This is a genomic window from Mycobacterium sp. 1165196.3, assembly GCF_001673415.1.
In the GTDB taxonomy this organism is placed as follows: Bacteria; Actinomycetota; Actinomycetes; order Mycobacteriales; family Mycobacteriaceae; genus Mycobacterium; species Mycobacterium europaeum_A.
The window spans coordinates 33,907-55,748 of sequence record NZ_LZLU01000015.1 but is presented as its reverse complement, the minus strand read 5'-3'; the positions used below and the strand labels follow the sequence as shown (position 1 = coordinate 55,748).

Here is a 21,842-nt window from a genome sequence, read left to right as displayed (position 1 = left end):
GCGCCCCGAGGTGATGGCCGGCACCGGGTTCCTGGGCGCCCACGCCGACGAGGTCTACCGCGTGGAGGCCGACGACCTCTACCTGGTGGGCACCTCGGAGGTGCCGCTGGCCGGCTACCACGCCGACGAGATCCTGGACCTGTCCGGCGGGCCGCTGCGGTACGCGGGGTGGTCGTCGTGTTTTCGCCGCGAGGCCGGCAGCTACGGCAAGGACACCCGCGGCATCATTCGGGTGCATCAGTTCGACAAGGTCGAGGGCTTCGTCTACTGCACCCCCGCGGACGCCGAGGCGGAACACCAGCGGCTGCTGGGCTGGCAGCGCGAGATGCTGGCCCGCATCCAGGTGCCGTACCGGGTGATCGATGTCGCCGCGGGCGATCTCGGGTCGTCGGCCGCGCGCAAATTCGATTGTGAGGCTTGGGTTCCCACGCAGGGCGCCTACCGCGAGCTGACGTCCACCTCGAACTGCACCACGTTCCAGGCGCGCCGGCTGGCCACCCGCTTTCGCGACGAGGCGGGCAAACCGCAGACCGCCGCCACGCTCAACGGCACGCTGGGCACCACGCGGTGGTTGGTGGCGATCCTGGAAAACCACCAACAGCCCGACGGCAGCGTGCGGGTGCCCGAGGCCCTGGTGCCGTTCGTCGGCACCGAGGTGCTCGAGCCGAATCGCCACTAATAACTAGCGCGCCTTGGCGGCCACCTGGCCGGGCGTATGCCCGAAGGCTCGCCGGTAGGTGTCGATGAACGCACTCGGTGTGGCCCAGCCGCATTCGGCCGCCACCGACGTGACGTCGCGCCGCTCGGCGAGCAACACCAGGGCGTGCTGCAGCCGCACCTGGGTGCGCCACTGCGGGAACGTCATCGCCAGTTCGTCGCTGAACAGGCGGCTCAGCGTGCGCTGGCCGACCCCGAGCCGATCACCGATCTGCCGCAGCGACAATGACTCCCGCAGGTTGTCGGCGATCAGCGCGCACGCTTGCCGCAGCCGGTCGTCGACCGGTGTGGGAATCCACAGCGCCTCCCCGATGCTGGTGGCCTGTAACTGGTCGTGCAGCACGGCCAGCATCCGGTGGTGCTCGTCGGTGTCGGTGCCATCGGTTTGCGAACACGCGATGATCAGTTCGCGCATCAAGGGATTGACCGCCAGCACGGCGGGGGCCGCGGGGCCGCGGCGGTAGCGGTCGGGGTCCAGCGCGACGCCGTGAAACTGCGTGGTGCCGTGAAACTTGTGTTCGTGCCAGCACCCCGCCGGTATCCAGATCGCGCGGTTCGCCGGCGTGATCCACATTCCGGTCGGGGTGGTCACCGAGACGGCACCCGAGGACGGGTAGACGATCTGGTGCAAAGGATGCCGGTGCCGCTCGATGTGGGATCCCGGCGGCAACGTCTGCGACGAAGTCGCCAGCCCGTGATGGCTGAATTCCGACATATCACGGCAGGATATCGGAAGCCCGCACCCCGTGTGGGCGCCTAGCGTTCTCGGTATGGCGATGAATCTTTTGCACCGGCGGCGCTGTAGCTCCGCGGGCTGGGAGCAGGCGGTGGCCGATCAGCTGTTGCCGTGGGCCCTGCGGGACGTCGAATTGGGCGCGCGGACTTTGGAAATCGGCCCGGGCTACGGGGCGACGCTGCGTGCGCTGCTCGATCGGGCGGCCTCGCTCACCGCGGTCGAGGTCGACGGGGCGATGGCCGATCGTCTGCAGCGCCGCTACGGTGATCGGGCGCGCATCATCCACGGCGACGGCAGCGAAACCGGTTTGCCGACAGACCATTTCACCTCGGTGGTGTGCTTCACCATGCTGCACCACGTGCCTCGCGCCGAACTGCAGGACCGCCTGTTCGTCGAGGCGTTCCGGGTGCTGCAACCGGGCGGGGTCTTCGCCGGCAGCGACGGCGTCCCGTCCCTGGCATTTCGGCTGCTGCACGTCGCCGACACCTACAACCCGATTCCGCCGGCCGACCTGCCGGCGCGGCTTGCGTCGGCGGGATTCACCGACATCCACACCGAGGTCAAGGGCGGCCGGCAGAAATGGCGGGCCACCAAACCGGTCGGCTAAGCGGCTACCGTCGCACGGTCGCGTTCGTGGCGGCGCTGGCGCTCCATCGTGGCGAAGTAGAACGCGAACGCGAACGCGAAGCTGGTGAACAGGCTGGACACGAAGTACAGCCACGGGTGGCGCAGGCCCCTGCGGTAGCCGTCCACGATCGTAAAGATCGGCAGCAGAACGACATTGGCGATCGTGTAGTCCTGGCTGGCCGAGCTGGCGGCCGGGTTGGTGAACATCAGCCTGATGTATTCGAGCCAGCTGCCGTGTTCGCCCCACAGCGGATTGGTGGATCCGTGCGCGTACTGCTGCACGTAGGTGATGTTGAAGTACCAGCCGAGGGCGACCGATGCGATGCCGACGACGTAGTACACGACTTCCATCGGCGAGAACAGCGGGCCGCTGGCCGGGCGGGCGAAGACTCCCCTGTTGGCCAGGACGATCCAGCTGATGACCGTCAGTCCGAGTACCGCGTGAGTGAGTAGCGAGACCATGGGCGCAGTCTCGCCCGGGTCCGGAAGTTTTGTCAATATTGTCAAAAAGTTTCTTGATACCTTACTGCCATGGTCCGGCCCGCTCAGACGGCGCGCAGCGAGCGCACGCGCGAAGCGCTGCGCCAGGCCGCCGTGGTGCGGTTCCTGGCCCAGGGCGTGGAGGACACGTCGGCCGAGCAGATCGCCGCGGACGCCGGGGTGTCGCTGCGGACGTTCTATCGCCACTTCAGCTCCAAGCACGACCTGCTGTTCGCGGACTACACCGGGCTGCACTGGTTTCGCGCGGCGCTGGAGGCCAGGCCGGTCGACGAGCCGGTCATCGACTCGGTGCAGGCGGCGGTCTTCGCCTTCCCCTATGACGTTGAGGCCGTAACGAAAATCGCCGCGCTGCGGGGCGGTGATCTGGACCAGGGCCGCATCGTCCGCCACATCCGCGACGTCCAGGCCGACCTGGCCGACGCCATCGAGGAGCAGCTGCGCCGGCGCAGTGGCGCGGCCGATCGAACGCCGGATGTGCGGCTGCGGGTCACCGTGACCGCGCGGTGCATCGCGGCCGCGGTGTTCGGCGCCATGGAGGCCTGGATGGTCGGCGACGACCGGTCGCTCGGCGAACTGGCCCGGATCACCCACGTGGCGCTCGAGTCGCTGCGCGGCGGGATCTCGGGCACGTGGATCACCGCAGTTTCGTCATAATTGACAAAACTTTGCGGTCGTGCGAGCCTCCCTTTCGGAGGGCAGGACATGACTGAATACGACGCGATAGTTATCGGTGCCGGGCACAACGGGCTCACCGCGGCAGTGCTGTTGGCCAAGGCCGGGCTGCGCACGGTGTGCCTGGATCCCAAGCTCTACGCGGGTGGCATGGCTTCCACCGTCGAACTTTTCGACGGATACCAGTTCGAGATCGCCGGCTCGGTGCAGTTCCCGACGTCGCAGGTGGTGGTCGACGAGCTGGGCCTGGACACCCTGCCGACCATCGACCTGGACGTGATGTCGGTGGCCGTGCGCGGCGTCGGCGACGATCCGCTGATCCAGTACAGCGACCCCGTCAAGCTGTTCACCCATCTCAACGAGGTGCACGGCGCCGACGCCGTCAACGGGATGGCGGGGCTGATGGCGTGGAGCCAGGGCCCGACCCGCGCGCTCGGCCGGTTCGAAGCCGGCACATTACCCAAGAGCATCGACGAGATGTATGCCTGCGCCACAAACGAATTCGAGCGCTCGGCGGTCGACGACATGCTGTTCGGCTCGGTCACCGACGTGTTGGACCGCTATCTGCCCGACCGGGAGAAGTTCGGTGCGATCCGCGGCTCGATGACCGTGCTGGCCGTCAATACGCTCTACCGGGGCCCGGCCACGCCGGGCAGCGCGGCCGCGCTCGCCTTCGGGCTCGGCGTACCCGACGGCGACACCATGCAGATGAAGAAGCTGCGCGGCGGCATCGGCGCGCTCACCTCGCACCTGTGCGACGTCCTGGAAAGTCATGGCGGTGAACTTCGGTTGCGCACCAAGGTGACCGAGATCCTCGTCGCCGACGGGCGGGTGACCGGCGTGCGCACCGAGGCGGGCGAGACGTTGCACGCCCCGATCGTCGTCTCGGGGATCGCGCCGGACGTCACGCTCAACGAGATGATCGAACAGGGCGCGCTGCCCGCCGATATCCGGGAACGCTATGCCCGCATCGACCACCGCGGCAGCTACCTGCAGATGCATTTCGCGCTCGAGGAGGCGCCCGTCTTCGCCGCGCCGTATGAGGCCCTCAACTCACCGGCCATGCAGGCCTCGATCGGCCTGTTCTGCACGCCGGAGGAAGTCCAGCAGCAATGGGAGGACGCGCGGCGCGGCATCGTCCCGGCCGACCCGACCGTCGTGCTGCAGATCCCGTCGCAGAACGACCCGGGCCTCGCACCCGACGGCAAGCACGCCGCGTCGGCGTTCGCGCTGTTCTTCCCGATCGAGGGCGACGTCGACTATGGGCAGGCCAAGGTCGAGATGGGCCAGCGGGTGATCGACAAGGTCACCCGGCTCGCCCCGAATTTCGAACGCAGCATCATCCGGCACACCACCTTCACGCCCAGGCACATGGGCGTCATGTTCGGCGCGCCCGGCGGGGATTACTGCCACGGTCTGTTGAACGCCAACCAGATCGGGCCCAACCGGCCCGGCCCGCGGGGCTTCCTCGGCCAGCCGATCCCGATCGAGGGCCTGTATCTGGGCAGCGCGGGCTGTCACGGGGGCCCCGGCATCACCTTCATCCCCGGTTACAACGCGGCGCGCCAGGCGCTCGCCGACCGCGGGGCCGCGGGGGCGTCCTAACCGCGCCGGCCGAGCAGGTCGTCCAGCAGGGCGGTGAATTCTTCGGGACGCGCCGGCGTGAACGCCGGGCTGGGCCGCGTGCCCGGCACGTCCAGCGTGATCAGCGTCGACTTGAGCGGGCGGCCGATGTCCAGCGGCAACCAGCGGCGGAAGTCCGAGCTGCCCCAGATCCGGAACCGCTGGGTGAAAAGGCCCAGCTGCTCGGCCTTGTACCCGCGGATCGCGTCGAGCGCGATCACCTTCGCCGTGCCGGAAGGAAAGTGGTAGCGGCGCAACGTGATCGCCGCACGATCCAGCTGGATCAGGCCGTCGTCGTAAGATGCGCTCACGCCCGCGAACTCCGCAGCTGGTGGCCCTTGGCGGTCAGGCAGCGTCCGTCGTCCAGTCGCCACTGCCAGCCATGCAGGTTGCAGGTCAACGTGTTTCCCTCGACGACCCCGAATTTCGACAGGTCGGCCTTGAGGTGCGGGCAGCGGCGCTGAATCTCCCAGCCGTCCAGCGTGACCGACGCCGAGTCGTCGTGCGTCTCGGCGAACCAGCCGTCGGCGTAAGCGATCCGTTCATCGGTCAGGCACTTGAAGAACGTGTACAGGTACTCGTTGTAGCCGCCGACACGCCAAGCCCGAAACCGGGTCGACAAGAAGATGGTGTTGACCCAGTCCGGCTCGCGATCGCGCAGCACGGTGCGAACCAGCTCCGGCGCTATCTCGAAACCGTAGCGGACCTTTTCATCCGGAATGCGTTCCCGCACGGCACGTTTCGGGAAGTCCAGGACCACGATTTCCGGCCCCAGCACCAGTTCGACGGGATAACCGATTCCGTCGCAGATCTCGTCACTTTGCGACATGATCGGCTCGAACAGGGCGCGCAACGGTTCCAGCAGCGGCTCCCCGGTGGCCGGTGCCCAACTCGCCCGCTCGGCGGCGACGACGGGCACCATCCGCTCGGCGTAGTCGGCGATGTAGTCGGCCTTGCCCGTGGTGAAGATGGCCTCGACCTGGTCGGTGGGCAGCGGGTGGGTCAGCGAATTGAGCTGCGAGCCGGTGAAATCGGCGGTCGACCCGGGAATCATCAGCAGGCCGCCGGCGTGGCCGTGTCTGCGCATCTGATCCAGGAACACCACCTGGTCGGGGAAGATGTTGGCCGGATCCGCATGGTCGTCGTTGAGGTGGCGCAGTTCCGGATCGAGGAAGCAGGGCGGCCCCGCGGACGGCACCACCCAGGTCGCCCCGACCTGGGTGAGGTATTGGCGGGCGCGGTCCATCTGGCGTTGCCGCTTCTGAATGCCGAACGACTCCTTGGCGCGGGCCGGCATGTCGTAGACCATCGGGTACCAGATGGCCCCGGAGTACTGCAGCAGGTGCACATCGATGTGCCCGAATTCGGTGGCCAGCGCGTCCAGATCCACCGGCCGGGCGTCGTTCATGTTGAAAACCGTTGTCGCGCCGTCGGAAACCAACAGCGCCGAATCGCCGATCGGACCGTCGGCGGGCGCCCGCAGCGCGATGATCATGACGTCAAGCTCGCCCTTCGGGCCGGCGATCCGGTGCTTGACCGAATCGCTGGTCTCGAAGAATCGGTGAAACCCCAGCTTTTGCAATTCGTTTCGCAGGTCGGGTACCGGAAAGTCCGGCAGCAACACCACGGCGTCCTTGTTGACGTGCTCGGCCAGATTCTTCGCGTCGAAATGGTCCCTGTGCAGGTGCGACACATACAGGTAGTCGCAGGCACCCAACGCGTCCCAGTCCAGCGTGCTGTTGTCCGGGAACGGGAACCAGGACGCGAAGTAGGCCGGATTGACCCAGGGGTCGCACAGGATGCTGCCCGCTTGGGTCTGGATCAGAAATCCGGCGTGGCCGACGCTGGTGACCTGCACTGATACCTTCCTGGGGCCGGTAGAAGGCCTTCGAAAGGCTTCTGCGGCCTCGGCCGGGGATGACGGCTTTTCAGCCCCCGAGCTTAGCGCGAGCCGGCATCTTCGGCGTTCCACAACCGCCGGTAGTAGTCGATGCGCACTGGGTCGGGCTCGACACCGTATGCGGCGAAGAATTCCCCCTCCCATCCCCGACCGGGGTAGTTCCAGCCCAGCGACAGCGTTGCCACCGCGAGGTCGGCCCACCGATCGCCCACACCGAGGTCGCCGAGGTCAACATGTCCGCTGTAGCGGCCCTGGCCATCGATCAACGTGTTCGGCGCGCAGGCATCGCCGTGGCAGACCACCAGCCGGTCGACCGGCGGTGGCTCACCAAGCGGCGACCGGGCTGCCGGCGGTAATGCGGCCAGCCGCGCACTCACCGACCAGTCGAAGGGGCACGCCTGAGCCGGAAGCCGGTCATGCAATTCGCGCAGACCCGCACCGATTGCGCACACCGCGACGTCCGGTGCCGCCAGCCACCGTGGATGCACGGCCGGCAGGCCGGGCAGCCCGCGAGTGTGCAGCCACGAATGGTCCCCGGCCATCCCGTGGCCGAGCACTTCCGGCACCGTCCTCAGGTAGTGACGTGCCCACCGCAGACGCTGCGCCTCACCGGCCAGGTCGGCGGTGCCCGGCTCCGCCACCTTGATGAATTCAACCCCGCCGGTGGCGTGCCCAGCAGTCGCGTCAGCACCTACCCGAAAGGTCACTCCGCCGAGCTCATTGACCCAGACCGCCCGCACCGGCCGGCCGGCGGCGAACCGGTCGACGATCGCAGGCACAGGCGGTGGGGATGACGGGGCGGACAACGACGGCCTCCTTGCGGCGCTTTGGATTCTCGGCTCTGGGGACGGCGGGTGGCGGGGAGCATTAGGCTGAACTGCTGTGGAACCGGTTTACGGGACTGTCATTCAACTCGCCCGCCTGGTCTGGCGCGTCCAGGGCCTGAAGATCACGATCGCCGGCGTGGAGAACCTGCCGACCAGCGGCGGAGCGGTCATCGCGATCAACCACACCGGCTACCTGGACTTCACCTTCGCGGGGTTGCCGGCCTACAAGCAGGGTCTGGGCCGCAAGGTGCGGTTCATGGCCAAGCAGGAGGTATTCGACCACAAGGTCACTGGGCCGATCATGCGCAGCCTGCGGCACATCTCGGTGAATCGCCAGGACGGCGCCGCCTCCTTCGAGGACGCCGTCCGCAACCTCAAGGACGGCGAGCTGGTCGGCGTCTATCCCGAGGCCACGATCAGCCGCAGCTTCGAGATCAAGGAATTCAAATCCGGCGCCGCGCGGATGGCGGTCGAGGCCGGGGTGCCGATCGTGCCGCACATCGTCTGGGGCGCCCAGCGGATCTGGACCAAGGACCACCCGAAAAAGCTCTGGCGGCCCAAGGTTCCGATCATCGTGCTGGTCGGCGAACCGATCGAGCCGACGCTGGCCGTCGAGGAGCTCAAGGGGCTGCTGCACTCGCGCATGCAGCATCTGCTGGAGCGCGCGCAGGAAATGTACGGGCCGCACCCCGCCGGCGAGTTCTGGGTACCCCACCGGCTGGGCGGGGGCGCGCCATCGTTGGCGGAAGCGGCCCAGTTGGAGGCCGAGGAGGCGGCCGCCCGGGCGGCCCGGCGGGCCCGGTCCGCAGGGGCGCCGGAGTCGTGATCGATGGTGGAGCCGACCTTCCGCGCCTTGGAGCTGCTGGCTCATCTGGTGGTCAAGGCCACCGGCACCAAGATCACCTTCCGCGGTGAGGAGCAGATCCCCGAGCGGGGCGGCGCCGTGGTGGCGATCAACCACACCAGCTATGTCGACTTTCTGCCGGCCGCGCTGGCCGTCCACCGCCGGGGGCGTCGGCTGCGGTTCATGATCAAGGCCGAGATGCAGCAGGTCAAGCCGGTCAACTTCCTGATCAAGCACACCCGCACCATCCCGGTGGATCGCGGCGCCGGGGCGGGCGCCTACGCGGTGGCGGTGCAGCGGCTGCGCGAGGGTGAATTGGTAGGGGTGTATCCGGAGGCCACGATCAGCCGCAGCTTCGAGCTCAAGGAGTTCAAGACCGGCGCCGCGCGGATGGCCATCGAAGCCGACGTCCCAATCGTGCCGGTGATCGTCTGGGGGGCGCAGCGCATCTGGACCAAGGATCACCCGCGAAATGTGGGCCGCGCCAAAATACCCATTACTGTGCAGGTAGGCGCGCCATTGACGGCGCGCGAAGACATTGCGCAGACCGACGCCGCCCTGCGCGACTCGATGACCACCTTGCTGCACCGCGCGCAAGAGCACTATCCGGGCGAGCCCGGAGCGTATTGGCTGCCGCGCCGGCTGGGCGGCGCAGCGCCGACCCCGGCCGAGGCCGCTCGCATCGAGGCAACCGAGGCGGCGGCCCGCGCGGCTAAAAGGGCCGAGCGCCCGTCGCAGTAGGCGAAGGAGAGAACATGCCCGAGGGGTTCTACCGGCTGGCGGAATGGATCGTTCCGCCGATGGTCGCGATGCAGGGGACCAAGTTCACCTATCACGGCCTGGAGAACATTCCCGCGCGCGGCGGCGCCCTGCTGGCCCAGAACCACACCAGCTATCTGGACTGGCTGCCGACGTTGATGGCCGTGCGCGAGCGTCACCGGCGCGCCTACTTCATGATCAAGGCGGAGATGGCCGACGTGAAGGCGGTCAACTACGTCATCAATCACGCCCGGCTGATCCCGGTGGACCGCAGGTCCGGGCACGACGCCTTCGAGGTGGCCGTGCAGCGCATGCGCGAGGGCGAGCTGATCGGGATGCATCCCGAGGCCACCATCAGTCGCAGCTTCGAACTGCGCGAGTTCAAGACGGGGGCGGCGCGCATGGCGCTGGACGCCCACGTGCCAATCGTTCCGGTCGTCGTGTGGGGCGCGCACCGGATCTGGCCCAAGGACCATCCCAAGAAGGTGTTCCGCAACAAGGTCCCGATCACGGTGGCGGCCGGGCAGCCGTTGCCGCCGCGCGGCACACCCGAGGAACTCAACCTGCTGTTGCGTTCGGCGATGAACGACCTGCTGTACCGGGTGCAGGAGGAATATCCGCACCCGAAGGACGAATTCTGGGTGCCGCGGCGGCTGGGCGGCAGCGCGCCCACCCAAGAGGATTCCCGGGCCCTGCGGTTGTCGGAGCTGCAGGAGCGAATGCGCAAGTACGGCACCGACGGCGTGACCCGGCCCGGGCAGAACCAGAGCGGGCTGCATTGAGCGGTCGGGCCAGCCGGCGAGGGGGACGGTCTCGATGACCCTGCCGGCGCTCATCGCCTGCGACGTCGACGGCACCCTGTTCGACGACGACGAGAAGATCTCCCCGCGCACCCGCGACGCCATCCGCGCCGCGGTGGGCGCCGGTGCGCAGTTCGTGGTGGCCACCGGCCGCCCGCCGCGCTGGATACGTCCGGTCGTCGACGCGCTGGGTTTCGCGCCGATCTCGGTGTGCGCCAACGGCGCCGTCATCTACGACGCCGCGACCGACCGGGTGGTGTCCACCCGCACGCTGAGCGTCGACACCCTGGCCGAGCTGGCGGAGCTGGCCACCCGCGTCATCCCGGGCGCCGGTTTGGCCGTCGAGCGGATCGGCGAAAGCGCGCACGACACGGCGACGCCGCAGTTCGTCAGCTCGCCGGGCTACGAGCATGCCTGGCTGAACCCGGACAACACCGAGGTGTCGATCCAGGATCTGCTCAGCGCCCCGGCGATCAAGCTGCTCATCCGCCGGTCCGGAGCCCGCAGCGCCGACATGGCGGCCGAATTGGCCAAGCACATCGGCATCGCGGGCGACATCACCTACTCCACCAACAACGGACTGGTCGAGATCGTGCCGCTGGGCACCAGCAAGGCCACCGGCATCGACGAGATCGCGCGGCCGTTGCAGATCGCCCCCGAGGAGGTGGTGGCGTTCGGCGATATGCCCAACGATCTGCCGATGCTGCGGTGGGCCGGACATGGCGTTGCGATGGGCAATGCCCATCCCGACGTGCAGGCCGCCGCCGACGAGGTGACCGCCCCCAACAACGACGACGGTGTGGGCCGCGTGCTGGAACGCTGGTGGCTTTAGGGCTGCGTCACGTGGGCGTCGGGTGCGACGGCAGCGAGAAGTGCTCGGCCGGAACCGTTGGGCCGCTCGGGGATTCGGTCGTCAGTGGAATGGTGATCCCGTCGACCACCTCGGAGACGTTTCCGGTCAGCCGCTCGTAGTTCAGCGTGCCATGCTGGAAATTCTGCGTAATCTGTAGCGGCTCTTGAATTTCCGCGCTGGTCGGCAATCCGAGCGGGCCGCGTTCATAGCTCTGCGAGCCCCAGGCGTCGTAGATGGCGCCGGTGACCGGCTGGGCGCCGGTCTCGGGCGACCAGTACATCGCGCCCCGGGCGAAGGTGACGAAGCGGGCGTCGCCCTCCGCGCTGTCTTCCGGTGAGGTCGGCGAGCCCAGTACGCTGCTCATCCCGCCGATCGCCTGCCAGTGGTCATAGATCGCACCGCCCTGCAGCGCCTTGAGCAACTCTTCGGGCGGATCGTTGACATGCGATGCGATATCACGCATTTCGTCCATCAACGCGTAGGCCGCGTTGCCCGGGCAATCGGTGTTCCCGACGTCGCGGTGGGTGAAGATCGTCGGCAGCGTCGCGACGGCGCCGGCCGGGAAGGTGGTGTAGTGGCTGCCGGCCGATTCCAGTTGCACCGTGCCCTTCGGGTCAACGTTGTCCAGGCCCAGTCGCCAGCCCAGCAACCGGCCCATGGTCCGCAGCTGGATGGGGGTGGGGGGCACGTCGTCGAAGTTGCCGATCATCGCCACGCCCCAGGTGTTGCGGTTGAATCCGCCGGTGTGGAAGGCCTCGACAGCCTTGGTCATCCCGCCGGCGCTGCCCTCGAACACCTGGCCGTACTTGTCCACCAGCGCGTTGTACGCGATGTCGCACCAGCCCAGCGTCTTGCTGTGGTAGGTGTAAATCGCTTTGACGATGCCGGCCGATTCAAGCGGCGAATAGTCGTTGCTGCCGGCGGTGTGGTGGACCACCGCCGCGCGAATCCCGTTGTCGTACTGCGGGGAACCGCATCGCAACGATTCGTCGGCGCCCCATTGCGCGCGGCTGATGATGGGCGGGGCCTGGCCGGGCATCAAGACCCCGGCCGGTGGTGTCCAATGCGTGTCGGCCGGCGCCTGCGGTGGGGAGATGAGGACGGCCGAGATGTTCTGCCCCAAGGGCTGTTCGCGGGATGCCGGCTTATAGCCCAGATCGGGTTTCTCCGTCGGCGGCGCCGGGGGCGGTTGGGTCACCGCGGCGTCCAGCGGCCGGGTGACCGCGATCTGAACCGTCGTGGTGGTGCCGACGAACACCGGATCGGTGCCGCGGGGCCCCTCGAGGGACCCCGCCGTTGTCGCCCCGTCGGGTGCCGCGGTTTCGTACTCGGTCTGATACCAGGGGCCCCACGAGCCGTCGCGGTGCTTGGCCCGCACGCGCGTCGACGTGCCGGCCAGGTCGCCGGTGAGGGCAACCAGCGAGAAGGGGGTGCCCTGACTGATTTCGCGGACCGTGACGCCGGCCCCCAGCCCGACCAGCGGCTGTTCGGCCAGTTGGGTGCCGCGCGACGGCCCCGGGCTGGCGGCGCCGCGATCGCGTGTCGTGTCGGCCACCCACGAGACCAGGACGACGGTCGCCGCCATGGCGGTGAGCAGCATCGTCGGCGCACGACTGCGAGACACCAGCCGATGTTACGTGTGTTTCTAATGTTATCTATGGGACGACACGAGCTGAGCGGCGGCGAATGTCGACCAAAAATCGACGGCACCGCAGATATTTCTGCGGTGCCGTCTTGTGGAGGGTTTGGAAAGGACTAGACCGGGGGCAGCGCCGGTACCGCACCGGCGGCCGCCGGCAACGCGCCGGCCGCACCCGCGGCGGCGGGAAGAGCGCCCGCGGCCGCACCCGGTAGGGCACCCGCGGCACCCGGCAGAGCACCCGCGGCACCCGGCAGAGCGCCCGCGGCACCCGGCAGAGCACCCGCGGCACCCGGCAGAGCACCCGCAGCGCCCGGCAGAGCACCCGCGCCACCGTGCATACCCTGCGTGATGGCCGGCATCACCAAGCCCTTGAGCAGGTCGATCGCCTGGCCGGCACCCAGCTGGTTGGCGGCTTGCATCACGTCGTTGACCAGACCGCCACTGGCACCGCCGGTGCCCGATCCGCCGCCCAGGCCGGTGCCGCCGCCGATCGGCGACGCGTTACCGAAGGTCGACGGGTCGCCCAGGATCGGGTAGGTACCACCGGCGCCCGGGTCCAACCCGGCCCCGGAGTCGATCGGCACCTCGCTCGGCGACACCGCCGGCCCACCCAGGCCCGGCGAAACTCCGGCCGGGCTGGTCAGTCCGGGATTGGACAGCGCCGGGTTGAGCCCGGCACCCGGAGTCGCGACACCGCCACCGGGGGTGGTGGGCAACGCGCCGGGAGCGGTGAGTCCGGGCGTCAATGGCGCCGCACCGGGGCTCGTCAGGCCCGGGCTCGTCAAGCCGGGGCTGGCCAGACCGGGACTGGTCAAGCCGGGGCTGGCCAGACCGGGACTGGTCGCGCCCGGATTGGTCAGGCCCGTCGTCCCCAGTCCGGGGGTCCCGAGGCCCGGAGTGCCCAGGCCGGGGCTGGCGAGACCCGGCGTGGCGGTCGCGCCCCCGTTCAACGCGGGTATCGGGGGCATGTTGATCCCGAATTGCGACAGCCCCTGCGACAGGGCGCCCATCAGCTCACCGGGCAGGTCGCTCATCACCGCGGCCTGCTTGAACTCGTGGTGCTCGGGCGCCTTGTTGCCGGCGGTCGACTCGTAGACAAGGAAGTATGCGCAAGGACTCGCCACTGCCAGGGCGGCAACCGCGCTCATGGCTGTTGAGAGCTTGCGTCGGCGTCGGTTCGGCACGGAAGTCTCCTCTATCTGACTATGTGTTGTGTCGGCGCGTCCCGCCGGTCCTAGCTGGTGGGAATCACACAAAGTCGATGGTACGAGTGGTGATCCTGTTACTAGAGTGGTGATATTGAATCGTGAGGCAATTGCGACCCCGACTGTGATCGCGGATCCGCGGCGCCATAACGGCCGTCGTCACAAGCCGAGCCCGCCGCATGGCCTCGCCAAATGGGTTAGGGCCACGCGGTCGGATACCCTAAGCAACCGATGACCGCTCGTTTCGATCTTTTCGTCGTCGGCTCTGGATTCTTCGGACTGACCATTGCCGAGCGCGTGGCTACCCAGCTCGGGAAGCGCGTACTTGTCGTGGACCGCCGCCCGCACATCGGCGGCAACGCCTACTCAGAAGCCGAGCCGACCACCGGCATCGAGGTGCACAAGTACGGCGCCCACCTGTTCCACACCTCCAACAAGAGGGTGTGGGACTACGTGCGGCAGTTCACCGAGTTCACCGACTACCGCCACCGCGTCTTCGCGATGCACAACGGGCAGGCCTACCAGTTCCCCATGGGGCTCGGCCTGGTGTCGCAGTTCTTCGGCAAGTACTTCACCCCCGACGAGGCGCGCCGGCTCATCGCCGAGCAGGCCGCCGAGATCGACACGGCCGACGCGCAGAACCTCGAGGAGAAGGCGATCTCGCTGATCGGCCGTCCGCTCTACGAGGCCTTCGTCAAGGGTTACACCGCCAAGCAGTGGCAGACCGACCCCAAGGAGCTGCCGGCCGCCAACATCACCCGGCTGCCGGTGCGCTACACCTTCGACAACCGCTACTTTTCCGACACCTACGAGGGGCTGCCCGTCGACGGTTACACGGCCTGGCTGCGCAACATGGCCGCCGACGACCGCATCGAGGTCAGGCTGGACACGGACTGGTTCGACGTGCGCGACCAACTGCGCGCGGACAGCCCCGACGCGCCGGTCGTCTACACCGGGCCGCTGGACCGCTACTTCGACTACGCCGAGGGCCGGCTGGGCTGGCGCACGCTGGATTTCGAGCTGGAAGTGCTGCCCATCGGGGACTTCCAGGGCACACCGGTGATGAACTACAACGACCCCGACGTGCCCTACACCCGCATCCACGAGTTCCGTCACTTCCACACCGAGCGCGACTATCCGACCGACAAGACCGTGATCATGCGGGAGTACTCGCGCTTCGCCGAGGACGACGACGAGCCCTACTATCCGATCAACACCGAGTCCGACCGCGCCCTGTTGGCCGCCTACCGGGCCAGGGCGAAGGCCGAGACCGCGTCGTCCAAAGTGCTGTTCGGCGGCCGGCTGGGCACCTACCAATACCTGGATATGCACATGGCCATCGCCAGCGCCTTGAACATGTACGACAACGTTCTCGCGCCGCACCTGCGTGACGGCGCATCCCTGACGGAAGCCCAGAACAAAGAGGAAGGCGCGCGCTAATGTCCGCCGTGAGCCTGCTGTCCCGGATCATCCTGCCGCGTCCCGGCGAGCCGCTCGACGTGCGCAAGCTCTACCTGGAGGAGTCGACGACGAACGCCCGGCGCGCGCACGCGACCAGCCGTACGTCGTTGGAGATCGGCAAAGAGTCCGAGGTGTCGTTCGCCACCTACTTCAACGCGTTCCCGGCCAGCTACTGGCGGCGCTGGTCGATCTGTCAGTCCGTGGTGCTGCGGGTCGAGCTGACCGGAACCGGGCGCGTCGACGTCTACCGCACGAAGGCCACCGGGGTGCGAATCTCGGTGCAGGGCCGCCAATTCGTCGGCACCGACGAGCAGCCGGCCGTCGTCGAGATCGAGGTGCCGCTGCGGCCGTTCGAGGACGGCGGCTGGATCTGGTTCGACATCACCACCGACACCGCGGTCAACCTCATCAGCGGCGGCTGGTACGCGACCGAGCCCGCGCCGGGCACGGCCAACATCGCCGTCGGCATCCCCACCTTCAACCGCCCCGCCGACTGCGTCAACGCGCTGGCCGACCTTACCGCGGATCCCTTGGTGGACAAGGTGATCGGTGCGGTCATCGTCCCCGACCAGGGCACCCGCAAGGTGCGCGACCACCCGGACTTCGCCGCAGCGGCGGCGGGCCTGGGCAGCCGGCTGTCCATTCACGACCAGCCCAACCTCGGCGGTTCCGGCGGCTACAGCCGGGTGATGTACGAGGCGCTGAAAAACACCGACTGCCAACAGATCCTGTTCATGGACGACGACATCCGCATCGAGCCGGACACGATCCTGCGGGTGCTGGCGCTCAACCGGTTCGCCAAGACGCCCACGCTGATCGGCGGGCAGATGCTCAACCTGCAGGAGCCGTCACACCTGCACATCATGGGCGAGGTCGTCAACCAGGCGAACTTCATGTGGACCGCCGCGCCGCACGCCGAGTACGACCACGACTTCGCCAAGTTCCCGTTGAACGACAAGAACGATCGCAGCGCGCTGCTGCACCGGCGCATCGACGTCGACTTCAACGGCTGGTGGACGTGCATGATCCCGCGGCAGGTCGCCGAGGAGCTGGGCCAGCCGCTGCCGCTGTTCATCAAGTGGGACGACGCTGAATACGGTCTGCGCGCCGGCGAGCACGGCTACCCGACGGTCACGCTGCCCGGCGCCGCGATCTGGCACATGGCCTGGAGCGACAAGGACGACGCCATCGACTGGCAGGCCTACTTCCACCTGCGCAACCGGTTGGTGGTGGCGGCGCTGCACTGGGAGGGTGACATCACCGGCCTGGTCCGCAGCCACCTCAAGGCGACCCTGAAACACCTTGCCTGCCTTGAGTACTCGACCGTCGCCATTCAGAACAGGGCCATTGACGACTTCCTCGCCGGCCCGGAGCACATCTTCTCGATCCTGGAATCGGGTCTGCCGGAAGTGCATCGGCTGCGCAAGGAATACCCGGACGCCGTCGTGCTGCCGGCGGCCAGCGAATTGCCGGCGCCGTCGCACAAGACCAAGGCGATGAAGCCGCCGGTGAACCCGGTCTCGATCAGCTACCGGCTGGCCCGCGGCATCCTGCACAACATGACCAAGGCCGACACCGAATCCCACATCCGGCCCGAGTTCAACGTGCCCACCCAGGATGCGCGCTGGTTCCGGCTGTGCACGGTCGACGGCGTGACGGTCACCACGGCGGACGGCTGTGGCGTGGTCTACCGGCAGCGGGACCGGCGAAAGATGTTCTCGCTCTTGTTCGCATCGCTGCGTCGTCAGCGTCAGTTGCTCAGCCGCTTCGACGAGATGCGCCGGGTGTACCGCGACGCCCTGCCGGTGTTGTCCAGCAAGCAGAAGTGGGAGACGGCGTTGCTGCCAGCTGCAGAACATGCATGAGGCCGCCGCTGCACAGGCGCCGCGCGGCGAGGTGGCCGCGCTGGTCGCCGTCCAGGCGGCGCTGAGCGACCGTCCCGGGGCGCTCCCCACCGCCCGAGCGCTGTCCCACTTCGGCGAGCACAGTCTCGGCTGGGTGGTCGTCGCCGCGCTCGGCGCGCTGCTGTCACCGAAGCGGCGCCGCGACTGGCTGGTGGCCGGGGCCGGCGCGTTCGCCGCGCACGCCGCCGCCGTCGTCGTCAAGCGGATCGTGCGCCGCAAGCGGCCGCATGATCCCGCCGTCGCGGTGAACGTCGGCACGCCCAGCCAGCTGAGTTTCCCGTCCGCACATGCCACTTCGACCACCGCCGCGGCCATCCTGATGGGCCGGACCACCGGCCTACCGCTGCCCGCGGTCCTGGTGCCCCCGATGGCCTTGTCGCGGATGCTGCTGGGCGTGCACTACCCCAGCGACGTGGCCTTCGGCATCGCCCTGGGCGCCGTCGTTGCGGCGCTCGCGCGCCGTGCACGAGAGGTGTGGCTGGATGAGTGAGGACGTCGTGACCCGACCGCTGGGCAACCTGATCACCGGCGTGATCAAGGCGATCCGGCCCCGCCAGTGGGTGAAGAACGTCTTGGTGCTGGCCGCACCGGTGGCCGGGCTGGGCAGCGGCATACGGTACGACTACGGGCAGATGCTCACCCAGGTGGGGCTGGCGTTCGTGGTGTTCAGCCTGGGGGCCTCGTCGGTGTATCTGGTCAACGACGTCCGCGACGTCGAGGCCGATCGCGAGCACCCCACCAAGAGATTCCGCCCGATCGCGGCGGGCGTGGTGCCCGAGTGGCTGGCCTACCTCCTGGCGGTGCTGCTGGGTGCGGCCTCGCTGGGCATCGCATGGCTGGTGACGCCGAACCTGGCGCTGGTGATGGCCATCTACCTCGCCATGCAGCTGGCGTACTGCTTCGGCCTCAAACACCAAGCGGTGCTTGACATTTGCATCGTGTCGTCGGCATACCTGCTGCGCGCCATCGCCGGCGGCGTGGCGACGGAAATCCCACTGTCCCAATGGTTCCTGCTGTCGGCCGCGTTCGCGTCGCTGTTCATGGTGGCCGGCAAGCGCTACGCCGAGCTGCAGGTCGCCGAGCGCACCGGCGCCAAGATCCGCAAGTCGCTGGAGAGCTACACCAGCACCTATCTGCGATTCGTCTGGACGATGTCGGCGACCGCGGTGGTGATCTGCTACGGCCTGTGGGCGTTCGAGCGCGACCACCACTCGGGGTCCTGGTACGCGGTGTCGCTGGTCCCGTTCACCATCGCGATCCTGCGCTACGCGGTCGACGTCGACGGCGGCCTGGCCGGTGAACCCGAAGACATCGCGCTGCGGGACCGGGTGCTGCAGCTGCTGTTCCTGGCGTGGATCGCGACAGTCGGAGCCGCCGTTGCCTTCGGTTAGCCCCGAACTGCAGGCTCTCAAAGCGCGCATGATGCGCAGCCGGCCGGTGCTCAGGCGGCCCGGCTGGCCCGTGTTTCCGTACACCACCATGGTGCGGGTCAGCCTGTGGATCAGCGTGGCGGTGGTCGCCGTGCTGTTCGGCTGGGGGAGCTGGCAGCGGCGGTGGATCGCCGATGACGGCCTCATCGTGTTGCGCACCGTGCGCAACCTGCTGGCCGGCAACGGCCCGGTGTTCAACCAGGGTGAGCGGGTAGAGGCCAACACCTCCACCGCCTGGACCTACCTGATGTACGTGGGGAGCTGGGTCGGCGGCCCGTTGCGCATGGAGTATGTGGCGCTCGCGCTGGCGCTGGTGCTTTCGGTGGCGGGCATAGCGCTGCTGATGCTGGGCGCCGCGCGGTTGTATGCGCCGAGCCTGCGCGGCCGCAAGGCGATCATGTTGCCCGCCGGTGCGCTCGTCTACATCGCGCTGCCGCCCGCGCGGGACTTCGCCACCTCCGGGCTGGAGAGCGGCCTGGCCCTGGCGTATCTCGGGTTGCTCTGGTGGATGATGGTCTGCTGGGCCCAGCCGGTGCGCAACCGCGCGGATAACAAGGTGTTCGCCGGCGCGCTGGCCTTCGTCGCCGGGTTCAGCGTGCTGGTGCGCCCGGAGCTGGCCCTCATGGGCGGCCTGGCGCTGATCATGATGCTGATCGCGGCCCGGACCTGGCGCCGCCGCGGATTGGTCGTGGTGGCCGGGGGCTTTGTCCCGGTCGCCTACGAGATCTTCCGGATGGGCTATTACGGCCTGCTGGTGCCCGGCACCGCGCTGGCCAAGGACGCGGCCGGGGACAAGTGGTCGCAGGGCATGATCTACCTGTTCAACTTCGACGCGCCCTACGCGGTGTGGATCCCCCTGGTCCTGCTGGTGCCGCTGGGGGCGCTGCTGTTCGCCGCGCGACGCCGACCGTCGTTTCTGCGCCCCGCGCTGGCGCCCGACTACGGCCGCCTGGCCCGCGCCGTGCACAGCCCGCCGGCGGTGGTGGCGTGGGTGCTGGTCAGCGGTCTGCTGCAGGCCCTGTACTGGATCCGGCAAGGCGGCGACTTCATGCACGCGCGGGTGCTGCTGGCGCCGCTGTTCTGCCTGCTGGCTCCCGTCGCCGTCGTCCCGATCGCCATCCCCGACGGCCAGGACTATTCGCGGGAGACCGGTAACTGGGTCGCCGGCGCCGCCGCCGCGCTCTGGCTGGGACTGGCCGGATGGGCGCTGTGGGCGGCGAATTCGCCGGGCATGGGCGACGACGCCACCCACGTCACCTATTCCGGGATCGTCGACGAGCGCCGCTTCTATGCCCAGGCCACCGGTCACGCGCATCCGCTGACCGCCGCGGACTACCTGGGTTACCCACGGATGGCGGCCATCCTGACCGCCCTCAACAACACTCCCGACGGCGCGTTACTGCTGCCGTCGGGCAACTACATCCAATGGGACCTGGTGCCGCAGGCTCAGCCGGCGCCGGGTGATAAGTCACCGCAAAAACCGCAGCACGCCGTGTTTTTCACCAACCTCGGCATGGTGGGCATGAACGTCGGGCTCGACGTCCGGGTCATCGACCAGATCGGTTTGGCGAATCCGCTTGCGCAGCACACGGAACGGCTCAAGCACGGCCGCATCGGGCACGACAAGAACTTGTTTCCCGACTGGGTGATCGCCGACGGTCCCTGGGTGAAGGTGCCGCCGGGGATTCCGGGCTACCTGGATGCGCAGTGGGTCGCAGAGGCCGTCGCGGCGCTGCAGTGCCCCGACACGAAGGCGGTGCTCAGCTCGGTGCGCGCCCCGATGACCCCGCACCGATTCCTGTCCAATCTGGTGAATTCCTTCCGTTTCACCGGATATCGGATCGATCGGGTGCCGCGCTACGAACTGGCGCGATGCGGGCTGCCGATACCCCCGGAGGCACCGCCTCCACCGCGCGAGTAAGCGTCGCGCAGAAGAAATTTCGGTACATCCCGAACAAATCACATCCCGCCCGCCGCGAAAAAATGCTAGCAACATCACAATTGGCCTCTCACCAGCCCGCAATGACGATCAAGCACATGTTGAAAGCGCGCCTCTTAGACACATGTTTTAATTGAAAACCGCTGGGTACGAGGGTTGCTCGGCGGTCGGCGCCGCCGCCTCGATGCGACCGAACGCCATAAGGTGTGGTTGACTACACGAGCACTGCCGCGCCTGTGCGCTGGCAGGTTCGATCCAATCAAGCAAGAAGCGCCCGATCGGTGCAATGCGCCGAGAGGCCGCAAGAAGGATGAGGAAGCAAGGATGACGCTTGTCGACAGATTGCGCGGCGCCGTGGCGGGTATGCCGCGCCGGCTCGTCGTGGCGGCCGCTGGTGCGGCGCTGCTCTCGGGCCTGATTGGCGCCGTCGGAGGCTCGGCGACCGCCGGGGCCTTCTCGCGCCCGGGTCTGCCGGTGGAGTACCTGCAGGTTCCGTCCGCCGGGATGGGCCGCGACATCAAGATCCAGTTCCAAAGCGGTGGCCCGAACTCCCCGGCGTTGTACCTGCTCGACGGTATGCGTGCGCAGGACGACTTCAACGGCTGGGACATCAACACCCCGGCGTTCGAGTGGTACAACCAGTCGGGCATCTCGACGGTCATGCCCGTCGGTGGCCAGTCCAGCTTCTACTCCGACTGGTACAAGCCCGCCTGCGGTAAGGCCGGCTGCGTCACCTACAAGTGGGAGACCTTCCTGACCACCGAGCTGCCGGCGTACCTGGAGAGCCAGAAGCAGGTCAAGTCCACCGGCAGCGCCGTGGTCGGCCTGTCGATGGCCGGTTCGTCCGCGCTGATCCTGGCCGCCTACCACCCGCAGCAGTTCATTTACGCCGGCTCGCTGTCGGCGCTGCTGGACCCGTCGCAGGGCATGGGCCCGTCGTTGATCGGCCTCGCCATGGGTGACGCCGGTGGCTACAAGGCCGCCGACATGTGGGGTCCGAAGGAAGACCCGGCCTGGGCGCGCAACGACCCGTCGCTGCAGGTCGGCAAGCTGGTCGCCAACAACACCCGGATCTGGGTGTACTGCGGTAACGGCAAGCCGTCCGACCTCGGTGGCGACAACCTGCCCGCCAAGTTCCTCGAGGGCTTCGTGCGGACGTCCAACCTGAAGTTCCAGGACGCCTACAACGGGGCCGGTGGCCACAACGCGGTGTGGAACTTCGACGCCAACGGCACCCACGACTGGCCCTACTGGGGCGCGCAGCTGCAGGCGATGAAGCCTGACCTGCAGTCGGTGCTGGGCGCCACCCCGGGTGCGGGTCCGGCCACAGCCGCCGCGACCAACGCCGGAAACGGCCAGGGCACCTAACCAACGCCAAGCAAGACGACCAGCGGCGGGAACC

At 68.1% G+C, this 21,842-nt stretch carries 21 protein-coding genes; 14 read left to right on the top strand and 7 right to left on the bottom strand.

Going from position 1 to position 21,842, the window contains the following annotated elements; translation table 11 throughout:
- Positions 1–679, top strand: a 679-nt coding sequence (locus A5659_RS01845; protein ID WP_082975872.1) for an aminoacyl--tRNA ligase-related protein, incomplete at its 5' end; no start/stop codon positions are given.
- A 3-nt stretch (positions 680–682) separates the two neighbouring features.
- Here A5659_RS01845 and A5659_RS01840 read toward each other — a convergent pair.
- Positions 683–1,432, bottom strand: coding sequence for a helix-turn-helix transcriptional regulator (locus A5659_RS01840; RefSeq protein WP_067179024.1), 750 nt, complete (start codon positions 1,430–1,432; stop codon positions 683–685).
- Positions 1,433–1,487: 55 nt separating this feature from the next.
- On the opposite strand from A5659_RS01840, the gene A5659_RS01835 reads away from it, so the two are divergent.
- Complete coding sequence (locus A5659_RS01835) at positions 1,488–2,060, top strand: class I SAM-dependent methyltransferase (RefSeq protein ID WP_067179022.1); 573 nt, start codon at positions 1,488–1,490, stop codon at positions 2,058–2,060.
- On the opposite strand, the gene A5659_RS01830 is transcribed toward A5659_RS01835, so the two are convergent.
- Positions 2,057–2,542, bottom strand: coding sequence for a DUF2834 domain-containing protein (locus A5659_RS01830; RefSeq protein WP_067179020.1), 486 nt, complete (start codon positions 2,540–2,542; stop codon positions 2,057–2,059). The two genes, A5659_RS01835 and A5659_RS01830, sit on opposite strands and share 4 nt — an antisense overlap.
- A gap of 69 nt (positions 2,543–2,611) precedes the next feature.
- Between A5659_RS01830 and A5659_RS01825 the strand changes: the two genes are divergently transcribed.
- Both A5659_RS01825 and A5659_RS01820 read left to right on the top strand, forming a co-directional pair.
- Entirely contained in the window at positions 2,612–3,235 is a 624-nt protein-coding gene (locus A5659_RS01825; protein WP_066873147.1) for a TetR/AcrR family transcriptional regulator, read from the top strand.
- A 48-nt stretch (positions 3,236–3,283) separates the two neighbouring features.
- On the top strand, positions 3,284–4,858 hold the full coding sequence (locus tag A5659_RS01820) for an NAD(P)/FAD-dependent oxidoreductase (RefSeq protein WP_067179018.1): 1,575 nt from the start codon (positions 3,284–3,286) through the stop codon (positions 4,856–4,858).
- On the opposite strand, the gene A5659_RS01815 is transcribed toward A5659_RS01820, so the two are convergent.
- The 3 genes from A5659_RS01815 to A5659_RS01805 all read right to left on the bottom strand — a co-directional run bounded on the left by A5659_RS01815 (position 4,855) and on the right by A5659_RS01805 (position 7,582).
- Positions 4,855–5,187 (bottom strand): hypothetical protein, encoded by a 333-nt coding sequence (locus A5659_RS01815; RefSeq protein WP_066873143.1) that lies wholly within the window; start codon positions 5,185–5,187, stop codon positions 4,855–4,857. The two genes, A5659_RS01820 and A5659_RS01815, sit on opposite strands and share 4 nt — an antisense overlap.
- On the bottom strand, positions 5,184–6,734 hold the full coding sequence (locus A5659_RS01810) for an MBL fold metallo-hydrolase (protein WP_067179016.1): 1,551 nt from the start codon (positions 6,732–6,734) through the stop codon (positions 5,184–5,186). The genes A5659_RS01815 and A5659_RS01810 overlap by 4 nt, the downstream gene beginning before the upstream one ends.
- A gap of 83 nt (positions 6,735–6,817) precedes the next feature.
- A complete protein-coding gene (locus A5659_RS01805; protein WP_067179014.1) occupies positions 6,818–7,582 on the bottom strand; it encodes a phosphotransferase in 765 nt (254 codons plus the stop codon).
- 76 nt (positions 7,583–7,658) lie between these two features.
- On the opposite strand from A5659_RS01805, the gene A5659_RS01800 reads away from it, so the two are divergent.
- Genes A5659_RS01800 through A5659_RS01785 form a run of 4 tightly spaced genes read left to right on the top strand, consistent with a single transcriptional unit; the run spans position 7,659 to position 10,838 of the window.
- Positions 7,659–8,429: a 1-acyl-sn-glycerol-3-phosphate acyltransferase gene (locus A5659_RS01800; RefSeq protein ID WP_066873135.1), complete on the top strand. Its 771-nt coding sequence runs from the start codon at positions 7,659–7,661 to the stop codon at positions 8,427–8,429.
- 3 nt (positions 8,430–8,432) lie between these two features.
- Positions 8,433–9,188, top strand: coding sequence for a 1-acyl-sn-glycerol-3-phosphate acyltransferase (locus tag A5659_RS01795; protein WP_067023117.1), 756 nt, complete (start codon positions 8,433–8,435; stop codon positions 9,186–9,188).
- Positions 9,189–9,202: 14 nt separating this feature from the next.
- Positions 9,203–9,988, top strand: coding sequence for a 1-acyl-sn-glycerol-3-phosphate acyltransferase (locus A5659_RS01790; RefSeq protein ID WP_067179012.1), 786 nt, complete (start codon positions 9,203–9,205; stop codon positions 9,986–9,988).
- Between the two features lie 34 nt (positions 9,989–10,022).
- On the top strand, positions 10,023–10,838 hold the full coding sequence (locus tag A5659_RS01785) for a Cof-type HAD-IIB family hydrolase (RefSeq protein ID WP_066873127.1): 816 nt from the start codon (positions 10,023–10,025) through the stop codon (positions 10,836–10,838).
- A gap of 7 nt (positions 10,839–10,845) precedes the next feature.
- On the opposite strand, the gene A5659_RS01780 is transcribed toward A5659_RS01785, so the two are convergent.
- Both A5659_RS01780 and A5659_RS28365 read right to left on the bottom strand, forming a co-directional pair.
- The gene (locus A5659_RS01780; RefSeq protein ID WP_197497880.1) at positions 10,846–12,486 is read right to left on the bottom strand and encodes an LGFP repeat-containing protein; all 1,641 of its coding nucleotides are present in this window, start codon (positions 12,484–12,486) and stop codon (positions 10,846–10,848) included.
- 128 nt (positions 12,487–12,614) lie between these two features.
- Positions 12,615–13,685 (bottom strand): PirG, encoded by a 1,071-nt coding sequence (locus A5659_RS28365; protein WP_197508039.1) that lies wholly within the window; start codon positions 13,683–13,685, stop codon positions 12,615–12,617.
- 252 nt (positions 13,686–13,937) lie between these two features.
- Between A5659_RS28365 and glf the strand changes: the two genes are divergently transcribed.
- The 6 genes from glf (at position 13,938) to ag85A (ending at position 21,808) form a co-directional block, all read left to right on the top strand.
- A complete protein-coding gene (gene glf / locus A5659_RS01770; RefSeq protein ID WP_066880196.1) occupies positions 13,938–15,146 on the top strand; it encodes a UDP-galactopyranose mutase in 1,209 nt (402 codons plus the stop codon).
- Positions 15,146–17,032: a glycosyltransferase gene (locus A5659_RS01765; protein WP_066873112.1), complete on the top strand. Its 1,887-nt coding sequence runs from the start codon at positions 15,146–15,148 to the stop codon at positions 17,030–17,032. Before glf ends, A5659_RS01765 begins: the two co-directional genes overlap by 1 nt.
- Positions 17,025–17,561 (top strand): phosphatase PAP2 family protein, encoded by a 537-nt coding sequence (locus tag A5659_RS01760; protein WP_197497877.1) that lies wholly within the window; start codon positions 17,025–17,027, stop codon positions 17,559–17,561. The genes A5659_RS01765 and A5659_RS01760 overlap by 8 nt, the downstream gene beginning before the upstream one ends.
- Positions 17,554–18,462 (top strand): decaprenyl-phosphate phosphoribosyltransferase, encoded by a 909-nt coding sequence (locus A5659_RS01755; protein WP_067179008.1) that lies wholly within the window; start codon positions 17,554–17,556, stop codon positions 18,460–18,462. Before A5659_RS01760 ends, A5659_RS01755 begins: the two co-directional genes overlap by 8 nt.
- Positions 18,449–20,422, top strand: coding sequence for a terminal beta-(1->2)-arabinofuranosyltransferase (gene aftB, locus A5659_RS01750; RefSeq protein ID WP_304441587.1), 1,974 nt, complete (start codon positions 18,449–18,451; stop codon positions 20,420–20,422). The genes A5659_RS01755 and aftB overlap by 14 nt, the downstream gene beginning before the upstream one ends.
- A 342-nt stretch (positions 20,423–20,764) precedes the next feature.
- Complete coding sequence (gene ag85A, locus A5659_RS01745) at positions 20,765–21,808, top strand: diacylglycerol acyltransferase/mycolyltransferase Ag85A (protein WP_066873104.1); 1,044 nt, start codon at positions 20,765–20,767, stop codon at positions 21,806–21,808.
- The last annotated feature ends 34 nt before the right edge of the window (positions 21,809–21,842 follow it).